Source organism: Lichenifustis flavocetrariae, assembly GCF_026130545.1.
Lineage (GTDB): Bacteria > Pseudomonadota > Alphaproteobacteria > Rhizobiales > Beijerinckiaceae > Lichenihabitans > Lichenihabitans flavocetrariae.
In genome coordinates this window covers 1-17942 of the sequence record NZ_JAMOIM010000040.1, presented here as the reverse complement: position 1 = coordinate 17942, position 17942 = coordinate 1, and the positions used below count along the sequence as shown (strand labels likewise).

Sequence of the window (17942 nt, the reverse complement as noted above, 5' to 3'; positions counted from 1 at the left end):
GGCGCTCTTGCACACTGCCGTCGGACGGGCTGCCGGTGTCCAGCGAGGTCTATCGCCGACGTGCGCGACAGCGATATGACGGCAGGCGCACGAGCGCAATGCTATTGAAATCGCACCATGGCGGCTCGAACGTCGCCCATGAACCTCTGCCGTTGCCGGTCAGTTGCGACGTTCAGATGATAGAGCGCGTGATATTCGGCCTTGGCGCCGCCCGTCAGCCAGCGGATGTAGCGGGTGACGATTTTGCGGGGCGGATCCGCCATGTACCAGACCATCGTTCGCGGCCGCCCATAGGTGACGATCCCGGCGATCCTGCGAACGTTCCGCAATAAGGGCTGGACGTGCTGCGGATTGCTGATGTCGAAGGCCACGCCTGGCATCATCAGGCGGTCGAAGAACCCCTTGAGCATCGCGGGCGGACCGAAGCACCAGGTCGGGAACTGGAAGATCAGCGCTTCAGCGGCCTGCAAGCGCGCGATCAGCGGCTCGAGGCCCTGCTGGTTTCGGCCGGTGTCGTGGTAGTGGCGGCGGCCATCCTCATTCAGCACAGGGTCGAACCCCTCGGCGTAAAGGTCGAGCAGATCCACCGCGTGGCCGGCTTCCGCAAGACCCGCAAGGGCTTCGACCCGGAGCGCCGCGTGGAAGCTTTCGGGCAGGGGGTGACAATAGACGTAGAGAACCCTCATCCTTGGGGCGTGGCCGACACAGGGATGAAACTGCGCATCTTGCCCGGATTGAGCAGCCCCTTTGGATCAACCTCACGCTTGAAGCCGAGCTGATCGGCATCCGCGCGCTTGTGACGGCTGCCATCCTCCAGAGTCACCACGTGCGGGTTGGCCACCATGACGCCACCCGCCTCATGGATCGCGATAATCTCGTCGAGACGCTCGGGTGTCGTGTAGTGCAAGACCGGCAGGGCGCTCGCGGTGACACGGCCCCCGAAGCGGATGAACTCGCAATGACCATGGATTTCGCCCGGGAAGCGGTTCGTCATGGCCGCGACCTTGGCCAGCAGGTCGTCATGCGGAAACAGGCACTGCAGGTAGGTCACGCCCCGGTCGGTCTTGAGCATCTGCAGCGTCGTGTGGTTCCACGTGTATTCGTAGAGTGGCACCTGACCTGCCCGGTCGCTGCTCTGCCGCTCCAGCGTGATGGCGCCCCTGTGGCCGAGCAGAGCCTTGAACGATTCGAGCGATGGCGCCGCCACCATGGCGATCAGTACGGCTTGCCCCTCCGGGCAGGCATCGCGCATCTCGCCAAAGAAGGACGGCAGCGGCCATGCGATGGGACTCAGGAGCTTCTTCACGATGCCATCGGCGAGAGCGGCGTCGTAGCCGAACGCCATCGCTTCGCCGAAACTCTCGAAAGCCACGATCATTTCGATCCAGGGCCATGCCGGCGCCAGCGGAGGTTCGAGAGACGTGATGATGCCCGTGGTTCCGTAGGCCCGATTGATCTTCTGCGCGGCGTCGCCTCGCAATTCCAGCACGCGCGGTTCGTTCTCCAACGTGACGATACGGGCGGCCAAAATATTGCCGGGCTCACGGAGACCCCCGTAGCCGATCGAGCCGACGCCGCCCGAGCCGCCCGCGATGAAGCCGCCGATCGTGGCCTTGCGCTTGGTCGAGGGATGCATGCGTAATTCCCAGCCCTGCGGCTGCAATGCGGCATCGAGGTCGGCCATCACCGATCCGGGCTCGACCCTGACGACGCCCGGCTTGTGCCATTCGATTTTCGTCATCTCGGAGAGATCGAGGAGGACACCGCCGGCAAGCGGCACCGCCTGCCCGTAATTCCCCGTTCCGGCGCCGCGCGGCGTCAGCGGGATGCCAAAGCGCGCGCACGCCGCCGCAACCCGGATCACATCCGCTTCGTCGCGCGGGGTCACGAGAAGATCCGCGGTCTTGCCGGCAAGCTGCTGGTTGAGGATCGGGCTGTACCAGAAGAAATCCCGCGAGCGGCGTCGGACGATGCCGGGATCCGCAGTCAGCGGAATGTCGCCGATCGCGTCACGAAAATCGACGAGCTGCCCGTCTGTGACCGTCGATAGGCTTTGTGTCACGGATGAAGCGCGATGACTGAAGGCCACGGGAGCATCGGCCCATTCTCCTTGATGCTGCCGAAACCGTTCCGTGGGCGGATCGTATCGAGCCTGCGGTGAACCTGCGAATTGTTCGGGCCGATGCAACGCTTGTTCCACAATGGCGGGCTACCAAAGAGCCGCCCCAGTGACCACTGTCAGGATCCGCAGAAACCTCGCGGCGTGGTGCGGATCGCGGTCACATCGGCGCGGTTCCGGCCCGACCGAGGAACTACACACTCCTCCAGTATTGCGCGCGGCTCACGCCGCGCTAGCGACAGGCAGCCCAACGTTTCGCGACGCATTCCGACGCGCGATCGCCTCATCGTAAAGCGCCTGTTCGGCGGTCCGGTGAGTGACCGAGAAGCGCACGGAGATCGCACAGAGGGCGGTGACGAGGACGCAGCAGCCAAGTATGAAAAGGCTCTGCGGAACACCACCCACAGCCTTGAGAAGGAAACCCGCCGCGACCGCGCCGACATTGCCGCCCGCGCCCACGATACCGGTGACCCCGCCCAGGGCCTTGCGGTCGACGAATGGCACAAGCGCGTAGATGGCGCCGCACGACATGTGCGTGAACAGGCCGAAAGCCAGCATGGCCAGAATGGCGGGCGCCACGGAGGTCATGCCGGAGAACGCGAGCAGACCCAGACCTTCGCCGACCAGCAGCAAGACCAAAAGTGCCGTGCGGCCCTGGATCCCCCAGGTGCGCGCGACTCGGTCGGATGACAAACCGCCGAGCGCGCGGGCGAACAGGGCCAGCAGGCCAAAGCTGCCTGCTGCGAAACCAGCATTTCCAAGCGTCAGGCCGAACCGCTCGACATAGTAGCTGGCGGCAACATTGTGGATGAAGAGTTCGATGCCGAAGCTGCCGGCATAGCAAAGCGCCAGGATCCACACGCGGTAATTGCCGCTTGCTTGTCGGAAGATCTTCCAGCCGCCTTCCTTCCCGGTCTCGAAAGCCACGCCGCGTTTACGCAGATCGACGATGTCACCTTCCGGCGTGTCCTGGGTCAGCGTCCAATAGAGAGACGCGACGATCAGCATCATGACACCCGGCACGATCATCGCGAGCCGCCAGCCCATGCTCTGGCTCACGCCAAGGCTCACGAGGGCCGCAAGGAGAATTGGCATGACCGACTGGGTCACGCCGCCGCCCGCGTTTCCCCATCCCCCCACGGTTGCGTTGGCGGTGCCGACGACATTCGGCGCAAACATCACGGAGGTATGGAATTGCGTGATCACGAAACTGGCGCCGATCGCACCGATGGCGAGCCGAAAGAAGAGGAAGCCCTCGTAGGAATTTGCGAAGGCGATGCCGATGACCGGGATCGCACCCAGCACGAGAAGCGCCGTATAGGCCCGTCGCGGACCAAACCGGTCACACAGCGGCCCGACCACGAGGCGCACCAGGATCGTGATCCCCACCGCCGCGATGTTGATGTTGGCGATCTGATCTGCGGTGAGATGGAACTCTCCCTTGATCAGCGGCATGAGCGGCGCCACGGCGAACCAAGCGAAGAAACACACGAAGAACGCCATCCAACTCAGATGAAAGGCGCGCATCTGCGGTGTCGAGAAACTGAAAAGGTTGATGCTGGTTGCTTTTTGAGAAAGCATAAAACCATCCCGCTGAACGAAGAAGGGCAAGCCAGCGCGCCAGGATTGGCCGCAAGCGCTCTAAGCGGTCCGGCCACAATGCCCGACGCAAGAATGTCTAGGGGCTAGACCCCGAGGAGAAGTTCGCATGATCGGACCATCGATGATCCGTGCGGCGATGCGAGACGGGCATTCCTCTCACGTTATAACAATAGAAAAGGCTAGCGGGACCGCAAGACGAAAATATAGGCGGCCTCTGCCCAACTCATCATCAGTGTTGCTTCAGCTCAGCAAGGTACTGATCAAGGTGATCGGGATCGAACAAGCGCCCGTCGAAAAAGCCATCCGGGCCCAGGCTCATGGTGCCGAAGCGGGATGCAACCGGCGTCCTGTGTTGCAGCGCACCTTCGATCTTCGCGCTCGCGCGGGGGAGATCGGCATCGGTCGGCGCCAGAGCCCTGCGGTAAAGGTCTGGCCTGTAAGTTTGTCGTGCCGCGGCGGCGCGCTCGGGCGTGCCCGTGACATGGCCCCAACGGACCATCTGCGCATAGAACCACAGGGCATGGCTCTCCCAGGGGAAATTCGCCGCATGGCGATGGAATACAAGAAAGTCCGGCACCGTTTGAGGGGGGTGGCCCGTGACCCGCACCGGTCGGCCTTCGAGTGCGCGTTCGATGACCGCGACCGGCGCATCGAGATAGTCTGGCGCGGCCAGCATGGCTGCAAGTTCTGCCCTGTTTTCAGGCAGGTCGGCCCACTGACTGGACCGAAAAAGGCAACGGATCAGGGCGCCCATCTGATCCGGGTAGCGGTCGGCGTGATCCGCACGAAGTCCCAGCACCTTTTCCGGGCCTTGCCGCCAAAGCTCGGACTTGGTCACGGCCATGACGCCAACGCCGGCTTCGACCGCGAGGGAGTTCCATGGCTCACCGGCGCAGAAACCGTCGATCTGTCGCGCAGCCAGACCCTCCACCATTTGTGACGGTGGCAGAACGGTCAATCGCACGTCGACGTCAGGATCGAGCCCCGCCGCCGCCAGCCAGTAGCGGAGTTCATAATTATGGCCGGAGAACGGGTGCACGATGGCCAGCGTCGGTGGCTCGTGGCCTTGGCGGCGCCGATGGCCCAACACATGCGCCAAGGCCTGACCGGTCGCGGCGGGGTCGAATCGGCCGAAAGCCCCTGTCCGGCCAACGACCGTATCGGCCATGGCGCCGAATAGCTCCGCCGCGAGCGTGATCGCATTGCCGCCCAACCCGAGCGAGAAAGGCGCGATCATGGACACGGCAGGCCGACCCAGGCCGAGAGTGGCGGCGATCGGCATCGGCGCCAGCATGTGAGCTGCGTCGAAGTGACCGAGGGTCACACGATCACGAATGTTCGCCCAGGACGTCTCACGTCTGAGAGCAAGCTCAAGTCCCTCGGCTTGGGCGAAACCCTTGTGCCGCGCCACAACCAGTGGCGCGCAGTCGACAAGCGGAATGAAGCCGAGGGTCAGGAACCCAGAAGCGGCGTCGGAGATGCCAGGCGTGTCATCGGCGCGGGGCAGGGGTGACATGACGTTACCCCAGCAACTTCATGGCCATGATCAGGCTTTGCGCGACCTCTGCCATGCGACGGCTTTCCTTCATGGCAGTGCCCCGCAGCAGGCCATAGGCATCTTCCTCCGTAAGGTTCCGTGACTTCATCAGGATCCCCTTGGCCTTGTCGATGACCTTGCGATCCTCCAGAGCCTGCTTTGTGCGGTCGAGTTCTTCGCGCAGTCGGTTCAGCGCATTGAAGCGGCTGATCGCAAGGTCGAGAACCGTATTCACCCGCTCGCGGCGGAGGCCGTTGACCACCTAGGCCGAAACGCCGGCGTCGACGGCCGCTTCCATGGCGGCGCGGTCGGATTGGTCGACAAACATGGCGACTGGCCGCCGCACCGTTCGCGAGACTTGAAACATCTGGTCGAGCACGTCGCGGTTGGGATTGCCGAGATCGATAATGATCACATCCGGGTCCACGCTGACGATGCGGCGGAGCAGGTGCTGCATGTCGGTCACCAGGGTCACAAGTGTGTGGCCGGCATCACGTAACCCGTCCTCGATCATGGAGGCCCGCACGGCATCGTCGTCGATCACTAGAATGCGAAGGTCGCCGTCGCTCATATCCGTAGTGTCAGGCAGAGTCTCCGATGGTGCAACGCAGAAGATGCCGCATCGCGCATTCCGCGCATCTTGGCGCCTCGATGCCTAGATCATCATCGCGTGCTCAAAAACTATACTACGAAACTGTTCAAAACTTCGGCTTGAGCGATCCGTTTCGACTATGGTATCGAGCATTGATAGATCGTTGATCGCCCATGACTTATGGCTCATCTGATCTCGCCTGGGCCAACGAAGGCAGCAGCGTCTAACCCGGAAGAACGGGTTTCATCGATCGATCCTCGTAGCTTCGCTCGTTCGCTGAGGTGCAGCGCACGACGGGCGAATTTCCGTGAGTCTCGGTTGGCGTGACCCTTGCTCCCTTCATCCTGGCAAAGGTTTCGATGTTCTATTCCACTGTGAACAAGATGGCAGAAACGAGCCTTAGGCGCGCCTGCTTCCTGCGCTGGCCGCGCGGCTCCCGGATCAACAGCACGCTTACCACCCAGCCCCAAGAGGCCGCATTGGAGGTGGTCAATGGGTGACGCATTCTCTCCCGAACAACGTCGCTGGCTGGAGGGCTTTGCATCGGGCGCGGCCGCCGTCCGCGTGATTCCTCCCCCGAACAAGGACGCGGGACCCAGCGGACCCGAGGCCGCGCACTTCAAGGCGCAGGACCGAACTGTCGCGGCCGGCAAGAAGCTTGTCGACCAGGAAAAGTGGAAACGGACCGAGAACCCGTTCGAGGCCTACAATCGCCTCAAGAAAGAGGCGCTGGCCGGCACCAAACCGAAGCCGGACGATAATTTCCGCTGGCGCTACCACGGCCTGTTCTATGTGGCGCCCGCGCAGGACAGCTACATGTGCCGCCTGCGCATCCCGAATGGCATCCTCAAGCAATGGCAGTTTGCCGGCATCGCCGACATTGCCGAGCGGCTTGGGGGCGGGTTCACCCATGTCACCACCCGCGCCAATCTGCAGATCCGCGAGATCAAGCCCGAGAACGGGCCGGCGGTCGTGGAGGATCTGACCGATATCGGCATCGTGTCGCGCGGTTCGGGCGCCGACAACATACGCAACGTCACCGGCACCGCGACGGCCGGCATCGATCCGCACGAACTGCTCGATACCCGACCCCATGCGCGTGCGTGGCACCACCACATCCTCAACACGCGCGAGATGTACGGTCTGCCACGTAAGTTCAACGTGGCCTTCGATGGCGGTGGCGCGATCGCGACGCTGGAGGACACGAACGATATCGGATTCCAGGCCGTCATCGTGCCCGATGGCACCGCCGACCGGGCCGGAACGTCGCTCGAACCGGGTGTCTGGTATCGCCTGGCGCTTGGCGGCATCACCGGTCATCAGGATTTCGCGCGCGACACGGGCGTCATCCTGAAGCCCACCGAAGCCATAAGGGTGGCCGACGCGATCGTCCGCGTGTTCATCGACCACGGCGATCGCACGAACCGCAACAAGGCACGGCTGAAATACGTGCTGGATGCCTGGGGCTTCGACAAGTTCCTGGGGGAGGTGGAGACCGTCCTGGGCCACCCGCTGACCCGCGTCGACGCTTCGCTGTTGCCGCCCCGGCCCGGCTACGACCGGCTGGCCCATATCGGCGTGCATCCGCAGCGGCAGACTGGCCTCAATTGGATCGGCGTCGTCCTGCAAACCGGCCGCCTGAGCTGCGACCAGATGCGGGCGCTGGCCGATATCTCGCACACGCTCGGCGACGGTGATATCCGCCTGACGGTCTGGCAGAACCTGCTGGTCTCCGGTGTGCCGGATGACAAGATCGCGGAAGCCAAGCGCCGGATCGAGGCGATCGGACTCGACTGGCAAACGACGCCGATCCGGGCCGGCCTGATCGCATGCACGGGCAACCGCGGCTGCAAGTTCGCCGCCTCCGACACGAAGGGTCATGCGCTCGCCATCGCGGATCATTGCGAACCGCGCGTGACCCTCGACCAGCCGGTCAATATCCACGTGACCGGCTGCCACAATTCCTGCGCCCAGCATTATATCGGCGACATCGGTCTGATCGGCGCCAAGGTGACGATCAACGACGAGGGCGATCAAGTGGAGGGCTATCACCTCCATGTCGGCGGCGGGTATGGCACGGATGCCGCGATCGCTCAGCTGCTCTACTCCGAAGTCAAGGCCGACGAGGTGCCGGCGCGTGTCGAGGGTCTGCTCAAGGCCTATCTCGGCCATCGTGCCCATGCGGACGAGGGATTTGCGGCTTTCGCTCGCCGGCATGATGCCGACCAGCTTCGTACACTCGCGGCAGAGGCCCTCGCATGACGGTGCCGGTTCTCGTTCCACGTAGGGACCTCGTGCCAGAGACGGCGCCGTTCTCCGAGGAACAGCGGGTCTGGCTGTCCGGATTCTTCGCGGCTGCGCTCGGGCCTATCGCGTCGCCTGAGGCGCTCTCGAATGCGGCGCTGATCGGCCTCGGGGTCACGACGGGCGGGCCAGCACCGGGCGGTCCGGTGCTGGCCACGAACGACGAAGCGCCCTGGCACGATCCGGCTCTGCTGGCGCCCGATCGGATGAAGATGGCCGAGGGCCACCCGCTTGCACCACGCTTGATGGCCGCGATGGCCCAGCAGGATTGCGGCCAGTGCGGCTACAATTGCGCCGATTATGCGAATTCAATCTTCCTCAAGAATGAAAAGCGCCTGAACCTCTGCGCGCCCGGCGGCAAGGAAACCGCCCGGCTGGTCAAGGGACTTGCGGTCGAACTCGACGGCACCACCGAAGCGGCGCCGCCTGTCGAAGTGGCACTGCCGCCTGCCGAGCCGGGCTCGAAGCCGATCATCGCGATCGGGACGTCACGCGAGGCACCGGGCGAGGCGACCTTCCTGTCCCGCCGCAAGCTCAATGGTGAGGGTTCCGAAAAGGAAACCATGCACATCGAGTTCGATCTCGGGCCTGGGCTGCACTACGAGGTGGGCGACAGTTTCGGCATTTTTCCCAAAAACCATCTCGGCCACGTCGACCAGATCATCGCCATGCTGGGTGCATCACCACGGACCGAGATCCGAGGCCGCACCTTGCGGGATGTGTTGACCGACGAGGTCTCGCTCGGCATTGCGCCTGACAGCCTCTACGAACTCTTCTCCTACATTCTGGGCGGACCGGCACGGGAGACCGCGCGGGCGCTTGCGCGCGGTGAGGATCCACAGGGCGATGCCGCGACGCTTGACGTGCTGGCCGTGCTGCACAAGTTTCCCGCAGCCCGCCCTCATGCCGAAGCCTTCGTGGACGCGCTCGAACCGCTGCAGCCCCGGCTCTATTCGATTTCGTCTTCACCCAAGACCGAGCCGGGCCGCCTGACCCTCACGGTCGACGCGGTGCGCTATGTGATCGGCAAGCGGAAGCGCATCGGGGTCGCCTCGACTTATCTTGGGGAACGCGCCACTCCGGGCGACAAGCTCCGGGTCTATGTGCAGAAGGCTCACAATTTCGCACTGCCGTCCGACCCGAACACGCCGGTGATCATGGTGGGTCCTGGGACTGGCATCGCGCCCTTCCGGGCCTTCCTGCACGAACGCAAAGCGATCACGGCGCCTGGACCGAATTGGCTCTTTTTCGGACACCAACGGCAGACCACCGACTTCCTCTACCGGGAGGAGCTTCGGGCCATGCAGGCGTCGGGGTTCCTGACCCGCTTGTCGCTCGCCTGGTCGCGAGACAGTGGGCAGAAATTCTACGTCCAGGATCGCATGCGCGAGGTGGGGGCAACACTCTGGCAGTGGTTGGAGCAGGGCGCTCACTTCTACATCTGCGGCGATGCCAAGCGCATGGCGAAGGACGTCGAGGGGGCCATGATCGACATCGCGGCCCAATATGGCGGCCGAAGCCGGGAGGATGCGGTCGACTTCGTGTCCCATCTCAAGAAGGCGGGGCGATACCAGGCCGACGTCTACTGAGCTGACATCGAAGGTATCGGGCCGCACGATATCCGCTGCCAGTTGGAAAATTGGATGCCTCTGTCGAATATGAGCCGAATTTGACTGCTGAACTGTCGGCGTCTCCAGCTTGGCTATCGGATCTGCATGATCTGCTCGTGGATCTGATCCGAACGGCCCTGGCGCCGGAAGCGCCCGAGCATCGCGCCTGGGAGAGCCGTGTGCTCGTCACGCAGGCGCGGCTTTCACGCGGAGGCCCGATTCCTTCTTTGGATCAGGCGCGCCTCGATGCACTATTAGACGTCGGGCTTGCGCCGAAGCCGAAATCGCTGCATCGACGGTCCTGCTTTTCTTCGATGCAGGTGTGACTTTGCGCGAAACATTGTGGGTGGCCTTGGGCGGGGCGATCGGCACGACGGCGCGCTATTGGATCGCCCTCTGGGCCCTGCCGATCAGCCGCCAGTTGCCGCTCGGAACGATCCTCATCAACATCGTCGGCTCATGTGCCATCGGGTTCTTCGGAACCTTGACGCTGCCGAGCGGCCGCTATCCGGCGTCGGAGATGACCCGCCTCTTCTTCATGGTCGGGATCTGCGGGGGCTTCACGACCTTCTCGTCCTTCAGCTTGCAGACGCTCGATCTCATACGGGCCGGCGCCTTCAACCGAGCGATGCTGAATATCGCGGTCTCGGTGATCCTCTGTCTCATCGCCGTCTCGATCGGCCACGGATTGGCCTCCCGCTTCAACGGCGGCCTCGCCTTAATCGCCGCGACCGAGACTGAAGAAGAGGCCGGTTAAGGGCGCGCCGCGGCAAACATGCGTCAGGCTGGAGAAAGCCCGTAACCGCTGTTGAGAAAGCTCGCCGTCACCATTATAGGTGATCCGCGACTCGATGGGGCGTAGCCAAGTGGTAAGGCAGCGGATTTTGATTCCGCCATTCGGAGGTTCGAGTCCTCCCGCCCCAGCCAGTCCTCAGCCAACTTGTGGAAAACGCTTGTGAAATTCGGCTCTCGACGGCCGGAGAGTCGCAGCTGTGCACGGACCTGTACACCCGCCTGTACACATGGGGTGTCGAATGGGCATTGCGGCCAACGTGGCGCGACGCGGTGGTGTATATTGGTGGCGGGGTCGAATCGGTCCTGGGCGGCAGCGGTCGCGGGTCATCGCGAAGAGCCTGCGCACGCGTGATCCAGAGATCGCCCGTACGTTCGGCTCGCAGATCACCGGCATGGTGGCGCGGCTCCGGCAAAGCGTGAGGCTTGGGGCGATGACGGTTGACGAGGCGGAGAGCGAGATCAGTGCGTTTGTCGTTCAGTATCCGTTTGCTGCTGATCCCAAGCTGCTCGAGCGACTTGATGCGGAACGCAGAGGCCCGATCAACCGCGTTGCCTCGCAAGACCTCGATTACTCCGCCGAACAGGAAGTGAGGATGCTGGCCGACTTCGCGCGGCGCATGGGTCCGATCCTGGAGCGGGCGGCGGCCGAGGTGCGCACGCGTCCACCACTCGTGCTGAACGGCATCGCCGAAGACTGGGTTGCGGACGCGATCCGAAATGACCGCGTTCAGGCCGAGGTTTGCCGCCTTCTCGGTTTGTCGGGAACCTCGGCGCGTGTGCGGCCGGACGACCGCACAGAACTACTCGACGCCGGCTTTTCCACCGCGGAGATTGATGACATCGACAAGCAGGCTCAGCGACATGCATCGCGGGAGGCTGATCCGGACTGGCTGATCGGGCCGGAGAGGGATGTGCTTGTATTCCACTTGCAGGCGGTCGGGGCCATCCCGACGATAGAGAACGTCGGTCGGTTACGCCGCGCGACCCTCTTGGTGCTAGCGAACCTGCTTCATGCTCATGTTGGTCGCTACCGATCAGTTCCGAAGCATTATGCGGCGATCATCGCCGGTGCATCCGAGCAGGACGTTACGACCGGCGTTGAGCAGGTCCGCCCGACGGAAGCCTGGCCGGGCGTATCAACAATCGTTCCGCCTTCGGTTCCTGGACCTGTCTCCATGAGCGAAGCTGTTGCCGTCGCTCCCTGTAGCGCGTCCTTCCTGGCTATCGTCGAGCAGCTGGCACGCGGCAAAACCCAGAAGAGAAGCCGTGAGTGGGACGACAAAACCGCAGGGCAGCATCGGTCAATTGCCAAGCTGTTCGCCAAACTTGCGAAAACCGACAATCCAGCGCTGATGACGCAGGAGCATGTCGGGAGCTACCTCGATCTCTTGCGTATCATCCCCACCCATTATGGAAAAAGTTCCGCCGACGAGGAACGAACCATTGATGAGATTCTCGCCCGGAGCGAGGACCTCGATGAAGACGAGATCGGGCTTGCTCCTCCGACCATCAATCGTCATCGGGGGCAACTCGGCACGATACTCAAGTTCATGAAGCGCCATGGCTTCAACATAGGCGTGATCGATGAGGACTCACGGGCCAGGGACGCAAGAGCGCCCGGAGAGAAACGGGTCGCGTTTACCCATGACGACGGCATTCGGCTCATGCGAGTGGTTGATGAGCACAGCCAAAACCTCGGGCACATCGACACAGACGCACTTTTCTGGGTGCCACAATTGGCATGGTACCAGATGCTGAGACTAAGCGAAGGTGCTGGTCTTGCGCCCGACGACATCGATCTGACAACGGGCTTGATTCACATCAGGCCAAATGCTCTCAGGCGAACAAAGACACATTCCTCGGTTCGCGTCCTGCCCATCCACCCCGAGTTGGACAGACTGGGCTTTCGCCAGTTCGTTGCTTCTGCTCAGTCCCGCGGCTCAAAGCAGCTCTTTCCCGGCTTATTTACGAGGAACAGTGAATTTGCCGCTGTGTTCCATAAGATGTGGACGCCTGTTCTCGACGCAGCGCTACCGCTGGCGCGTCAACACAGAAAAACTCTTCACAGCACACGGAAAACCGGGAATTCCGCGATGCATGTTCCCGCAATCAAAGACAACACGAGACTTTATATTCTTGGTCATGCCAAGTTGGAAATAAATGGGAAGCACTATCTCAAGCCTCCCTCTCCGGCCGAGGTCTTAGAAGCCTTGAGTTACGTCTCCATTGTGACCGGTGATCTCGCGCCGCGGTCTTACCGTTGAAATGCTCTGCAGGGTCGCGCCCTCTTCAGTGCACCGTAACCTTCTTGATGGTTCAGCAACAACTTGTCGTAAGGCAAAGGTTTTCACGGCGACCGCTCGCACACTGCGGTCATACACATGGCTCTCGCGATTCCCCGTCCAACAATCCATATCGGTACGGGCGTTTTTACCTCAACGCCGCACGGGCTTTCGATGGCGGTGTCGGCCTCGATGCCGAGAAGCTGGCGCAGCGGCAGGTCGACGATGTTTACGCGAAGATCGGCCAGCTCACGGTCGAGCGCGATTTTTTAGCCAAGAGGTCCGGGCGATGAGCACTCCGGACCGTCGAGGGATGCTCGATCCAGCCGATGAGCGGCTTTCGGTCCGCCCGCAGTGCGAGCTTGTCGGCGTCGCGCGCTCCGGCGTCTCGAAAGTGTCCGCGTGTCTACGTTCTTGGCAAGGAATAGCATAGATAAAGCCGATAGTAAAATCATGTGAGCCGGATCTACAGTAGCTTGCGGGCCAGGTAAGCCAGTCGATTTGACGGCCTCGCGGCCTTGTCCGTTGGACATCTTACTTGGACTCAGCGCTTGGAGTCGCCGAGACCCCAGGCCAACGCAGAGTAGTGGCATCAGGACATATCAGAGACTTACGGGAGATATGGCTGGGGGACCTGGATTCTCAGCCATTTCGAACGCTGGTCGTCTTCCTTAGAACTCTGTCGCGCAAACAGTGTCTCACAGAGAGACGGTGGACCATGCTGGTGGACCTGCTGTCAACTGCGGCGGACACAGAGTTGAAATAACTCTCCGCCGGCGTTGACACGCCGGGGCAGATTACGCTGACTTCATGCTCCAACCACTCCCGCAGTGGAAATTTTCGGCGTTCCCCTAATGATGAAAAAATTAAATATCGTTTGTTATATCAGATGGTGAGTATTCGAGACAGCTGTTGAACATTAGGCTGAATGGCCTAATTTCACCGGCCGTGGTGGCGGGCGACTTATCTGATATCAGCGCCGATATCGTCATTTTGGCACGGCCAAGCAGCATTGACAGGTACTTTGCAGCCAAGTATGGGTCCGTTATATAAGTGTCGACCTCAAACGGGTCAAAGATCAACACGTCGGTCTCGCTACCCTGTATAGACGAGAGCCAGTATATTGAGAACATTTGGTCCAAATATTTCAATAACACCACGTCGTCTGAATAAATTGAACGCACAAGCCGCATCAACTCTCCATTTTGCGTTGCGAGCATCACGCGGCGTCCTTCAGCACAATGTCTGATTGCGGTGAGCACCACATTAATTGCCTTTGACAAAGTGTGCTGCGTGCATTTTATGATCTCTAAAGACGAACAACTAAGTTGATCGTCAAGTGCGACTCCAATACATTCTCCGTCATATCCAATATAGTTCATCAGGTCGAACAATATTCGACTTTTGATTCGATAAACAGGCCCGCCCTTTACGACACTTCCCCCAGATCGGGTTACGAAATCTGCAGCAAATGCATCAGACAAGGGGTACCCCAACTGACAAGGATCTCCCACCAATATGACCTGTGCAAACACTTCTGTTTGACTAAGAAACAATGGCCCAACCATCGTACACTCATCAACGACTAGTCCAGTTGGAAGACCGGTTTCTAAAATATTCGACTTGGCCGCCTCAAGAAGGTCGTTCCAACTCTTGTACTGCTCACTGCCACCAACTCTTTTGCGCAATTTGAACTGATAGGTTGCGGCATTTACGTATGCCACACCATGTGCACCGCCTAAACTCTCGATGATAGTTGACTTTCCTGAGCCAGCTGGCGATAGAATGAGGACATTCGATCCATTTTCGAATACCCACTTAATATTGGGTGGGAATTTCTTTAAACGATCTTCACGTAACGAGAAATACTTGCGCACCTTTTTATTCCGGTGCGATTTTGCTGCAGCGAGGTAAGGCGGCTTGGAATTGTTGCTATTATACTGGACCGGAGGTTTAAATTTTGCAAAGCCGTCCGGGTTTCTACGGAGATCGAACTGGTGTCTCTGCAAAACCGCTTCTTCGTAACGAGACAGGGCAGGTTCGTCTACAATCTTCTTACAAATAAGATCTTCAACTGCCGTTTCAGCGTCAGCGAAGAAGTTTTCGTAGTCAGCGGTCACGTCGATGCGTGCTAGGGTCGCGGCAGGTCGTGTGTAGCACACATCTTGAGGAAAGACTGCAATCTCCGTGGCATCATCCGCCGAAGCCACCATCGAGGCCGCGACAGCGAGGAGATAGCGGATCTCGGTCAGGAGCGGCGCCTCGCCGCGATAACCCCTCTCGGGAGCGGTAAGATGCTGAGGGGCGATCGTCGTGCCTTCTGGAGGACCCAGAGCACGGATAACCATCCGGTTCCAAATGTCACGAAGTACGCGCTCGCGCTCGCCTATCACGGCTGCGTCATGGGTGCGGACATAAGAAGGAGCATTCCCGCGTTGTACCCGGATCTCATCGCGCGGACCTTCAGTCCCCGTAGTTGGCGTATTGTTAATCTCCGAGACCTCTTGCGAAGATGTCGGCCGCCCTGATTCTAAAACGCCGGCCGCTTCCCCATTGCCTGTGGAAGAAATCTCCATTGTCGCAACAGCCATGCCCGTTGAATCGGGTGCGATAACAGCGGGCGATTGAAAAACGCTTGCTCTAGGACTGTCCTGTGTTGGAGCCTGCACAGAGCCTAACGTGGCCGCCAGAACTGTCGGTGTGACATGCGTCGGAGTGTCTGATGATTGCCAAGTAGCCGACGAGGGACCAAGGCGGGTCTCGGTTTGTAAAGTTCCTGGGCGGTTTCCATCGCCGGCGACGACGAACGGCGCCACTGCAATCTGCTGAGTCTCAGACGCACCATCTGCATTCTGCTGCTTTGGTGGTTGTCCCGTCCGCTGCGGACTCACGCCACCATCTCGCGCCTCTATCCGACGTAAAGGGGCGATCGTTAGAGGAAAGAAATGCGGCTCATCGAAAAGCAGCGTCGATCCGAAGACAATTTGGCTCAGCGAAGCCGCGATTTGGAGCAAGTCTTCGCCATGACGCCAAAGATACCTAACGGTTTGCTTCGTCTTCTCATTATCGTAGAGATCGATGCGCGCCCTTACCCGTTCGCCGATCGCCGCACTCAATTTGATCGTGTCAGGTTGCTGAATGCGGATTTTACGCCCCGGTGGTGGTCGAGTAATCACCTCAGGATCAAGTCCGTAGATCCTGATGATATCATCGGCAAGAGCAAAAATTCTCAGGACTACGTCGTTAATCTCGCGTGGCGCTACATCCTCCTTTGCGCATAACGCACGAAACTCAGCGCTGAGAATTTTTGCCTGCCGCAGGACGGTCTGCGGGCTCTTTTTAACAACCATCAACCGGCTCCTCCCGACAGTAGGGCAAAGCGTGCGGGAGTTAGACCCGAGCAACATAAGGCAGAGAGGCCACCCATATGTGTCCGATCGGAATGGGTCGCCCACCACTCCCGGGCGACGCAAATCATCACCGAACTGCATAGCTAGTGCGACCAGCCATCTAGGATGGTCTGGAGGCTTCTACCATGTGACTCAAGCCAAGTCAACCATTTAGCCTGCCTATCTGTAAAAAAAGACTCCAAAATTTACACAATCGAACCGATCTTTGGCACTGTTGAATCTCACCGGTGGCATCTGTAACGCATTTAGGTTCAACTCTACAGAGTCTGTAGAAAATAAGCCGATTAGCTACATATTGTTGACTTTCGTACTCGGGGCATCAGCGGTCGGAATCAAATTTGTAAAACTTTGCTCCAAACTCTACAGAGGCTTGAATGTAGTATGTTACGATCAAAGTTGTTTTCTACAGAAGATCCGTGGGGTCTACCGACTAACCGCACCTGTAAAAAAGACGCAATCGCAGTTACAGAAAAGGTGAGAGCACGATAACGCAAACTTGTACGCACCCTGCGGCCGCATACAAGTTTGCTCAACTTCTTGGAGAAGGCACGATACCGCAAGTCGGGATGCAAGCATCCTCGACCTTGCTCTTGCCCTGCCGGGAGGGACAAAACGAAAGATCGATCGACGTCATGAATCGATCAGTCTCGCTAACGCTCCACGATAAGCCCGGGCTCACATACCCCAGCCGACAGGGCGCTGTCGTTCGCTGCTATGTGGCGTAACGCTCCTCTGACGGGAAACTCGTCTCAAGCTCCTCGATTTGTCACCATCGCCCGCGGCGTTGGAATGTCCGAGCGCCCAATGATGGCCGCGCCGCCGGTCACCCGGCGTCTTCAGACGAACGAACAGGCTGCAAGCGCCTACCAGAACGCAATCGACGAAATCGATGACGCCCACGCTGAGACTGGATTCTCATCTTTCGCGGTTCGCAGGTTAAAGCGACCATCGAAAAGGAGTCCGCGAAGCTAAATGCTCCTTCAAAAGGCGGATAGGCGCCCAAGGACGAACCCGCTCTCGCGGGAGGGCTTCCTGAGAGGTAGAGCACGACTGGAGATCTGAGGGAGCGCTTGAGCGGGCTTCGCCAGCCTCGTGAGATGAAGGGTCAACGTTCATCTCACGAGGAACACTCGATGTCCCAGCAACAAACCTACGTCGCCGTAAGTCCGCTCCGCCGCCGCATGCTCGACGACATGGCGATGCGCGGTCTGCCGCTTCCGCGGGGCGGCGCCGATGAGCAGTGACAAGATCGGCCCGCAGCATCGGGCCCGCAAGGCAGTGCTCTATGTCCGCCAGTCCTCGACGCATCAGGTCCAGCATAATCGCGAGAGCCAGTTGCTCCAGTATGCCATGCGCGATCGCCTCGTGCTTCTCGGCTGGTCCGAGATCGAGGTCGTCGACGAGGATCTCGGCTGTTCGGCGGCCGGCGGGACGACGCGCGCCGGCTTCGAGCGCATGGTCGCCGAGGTCTGCCTGGGCAAGGTCGGCGCGGTGGCAGCGCGCGAGGTGTCGCGTTTTGCGCGCAACAGCCGAGACTGGCAGCAGCTCGTCGAGATGTGCCGCGTCGTCGACACGCTGCTCATCGATCAGGAAGCGGTCTACGCGCCCCGCCAAGGCAATGACCGCCTGCTCCTTGGGCTCAAAGGCAGCCTCAACGAATACGAACTCGATCTCCTGCGGCAGCGCTCGCT

General features: G+C 60.5%; 11 protein-coding genes, 1 tRNA gene and 1 pseudogene. 7 read left to right on the top strand and 6 right to left on the bottom strand.

From position 1 onward, the window contains the following. Positions 1 to 101: 101 nt before the first annotated feature. From M8523_RS29745 to M8523_RS29725, 5 genes and pseudogenes are all read right to left on the bottom strand, one after another. Positions 102 to 686, bottom strand: a complete 585-nt coding sequence (locus tag M8523_RS29745; RefSeq protein WP_282588481.1) for an NAD(P)H-dependent oxidoreductase — start codon at positions 684 to 686, stop codon at positions 102 to 104. Beyond that, positions 683 to 2062, bottom strand: a complete 1380-nt coding sequence (locus M8523_RS29740; protein WP_282588480.1) for an FAD-binding oxidoreductase — start codon at positions 2060 to 2062, stop codon at positions 683 to 685. The genes M8523_RS29745 and M8523_RS29740 overlap by 4 nt, the downstream gene beginning before the upstream one ends. Before the next feature lie 279 nt (positions 2063 to 2341). Further along, a complete protein-coding gene (locus M8523_RS29735) occupies positions 2342 to 3700 on the bottom strand; it encodes an MFS transporter (RefSeq protein WP_282588479.1) in 1359 nt (452 codons plus the stop codon). 250 nt (positions 3701 to 3950) lie between these two features. Further along, positions 3951 to 5237 carry a CmpA/NrtA family ABC transporter substrate-binding protein gene (locus M8523_RS29730; RefSeq protein ID WP_282588478.1) on the bottom strand — a complete coding sequence of 429 codons (1287 nt, stop codon included), beginning with the start codon at positions 5235 to 5237 and terminating at the stop codon, positions 3951 to 3953. 4 nt (positions 5238 to 5241) lie between these two features. Continuing rightward, positions 5242 to 5829, bottom strand: a pseudogene (locus M8523_RS29725) (ANTAR domain-containing response regulator). Positions 5830 to 6342: 513 nt separating this feature from the next. Between M8523_RS29725 and M8523_RS29720 the strand changes: the two are divergent. The 6 genes from M8523_RS29720 (at position 6343) to M8523_RS29695 (ending at position 12823) form a co-directional block, all read left to right on the top strand. Continuing rightward, positions 6343 to 8112: a NirA family protein gene (locus M8523_RS29720; protein ID WP_282588477.1), complete on the top strand. Its 1770-nt coding sequence runs from the start codon at positions 6343 to 6345 to the stop codon at positions 8110 to 8112. Further along, positions 8109 to 9743: a sulfite reductase subunit alpha gene (locus M8523_RS29715; RefSeq protein WP_282588476.1), complete on the top strand. Its 1635-nt coding sequence runs from the start codon at positions 8109 to 8111 to the stop codon at positions 9741 to 9743. Before M8523_RS29720 ends, M8523_RS29715 begins: the two co-directional genes overlap by 4 nt. 50 nt (positions 9744 to 9793) lie before the next feature. Beyond that, the gene (locus tag M8523_RS29710; protein ID WP_282588475.1) at positions 9794 to 10090 is read left to right on the top strand and encodes a hypothetical protein; all 297 of its coding nucleotides are present in this window, start codon (positions 9794 to 9796) and stop codon (positions 10088 to 10090) included. Beyond that, entirely contained in the window at positions 10087 to 10521 is a 435-nt protein-coding gene (crcB, locus tag M8523_RS29705) for a fluoride efflux transporter CrcB (RefSeq protein WP_428351595.1), read from the top strand. The genes M8523_RS29710 and crcB overlap by 4 nt, the downstream gene beginning before the upstream one ends. A gap of 95 nt (positions 10522 to 10616) precedes the next feature. After that, positions 10617 to 10691, top strand: a tRNA-Gln gene (locus M8523_RS29700). A 107-nt stretch (positions 10692 to 10798) separates the two neighbouring features. Next, positions 10799 to 12823, top strand: a complete 2025-nt coding sequence (locus tag M8523_RS29695; RefSeq protein ID WP_282588473.1) for a site-specific integrase — start codon at positions 10799 to 10801, stop codon at positions 12821 to 12823. 884 nt (positions 12824 to 13707) lie between these two features. On the opposite strand, the gene M8523_RS29690 is transcribed toward M8523_RS29695, so the two are convergent. Further along, positions 13708 to 16191: a DEAD/DEAH box helicase family protein gene (locus tag M8523_RS29690; RefSeq protein ID WP_282588472.1), complete on the bottom strand. Its 2484-nt coding sequence runs from the start codon at positions 16189 to 16191 to the stop codon at positions 13708 to 13710. A gap of 1293 nt (positions 16192 to 17484) precedes the next feature. On the opposite strand from M8523_RS29690, the gene M8523_RS29685 reads away from it, so the two are divergent. Then, positions 17485 to 17942 (top strand): recombinase family protein (locus M8523_RS29685; protein WP_282588471.1); only part of this gene is annotated, 458 nt, incomplete at its 3' end.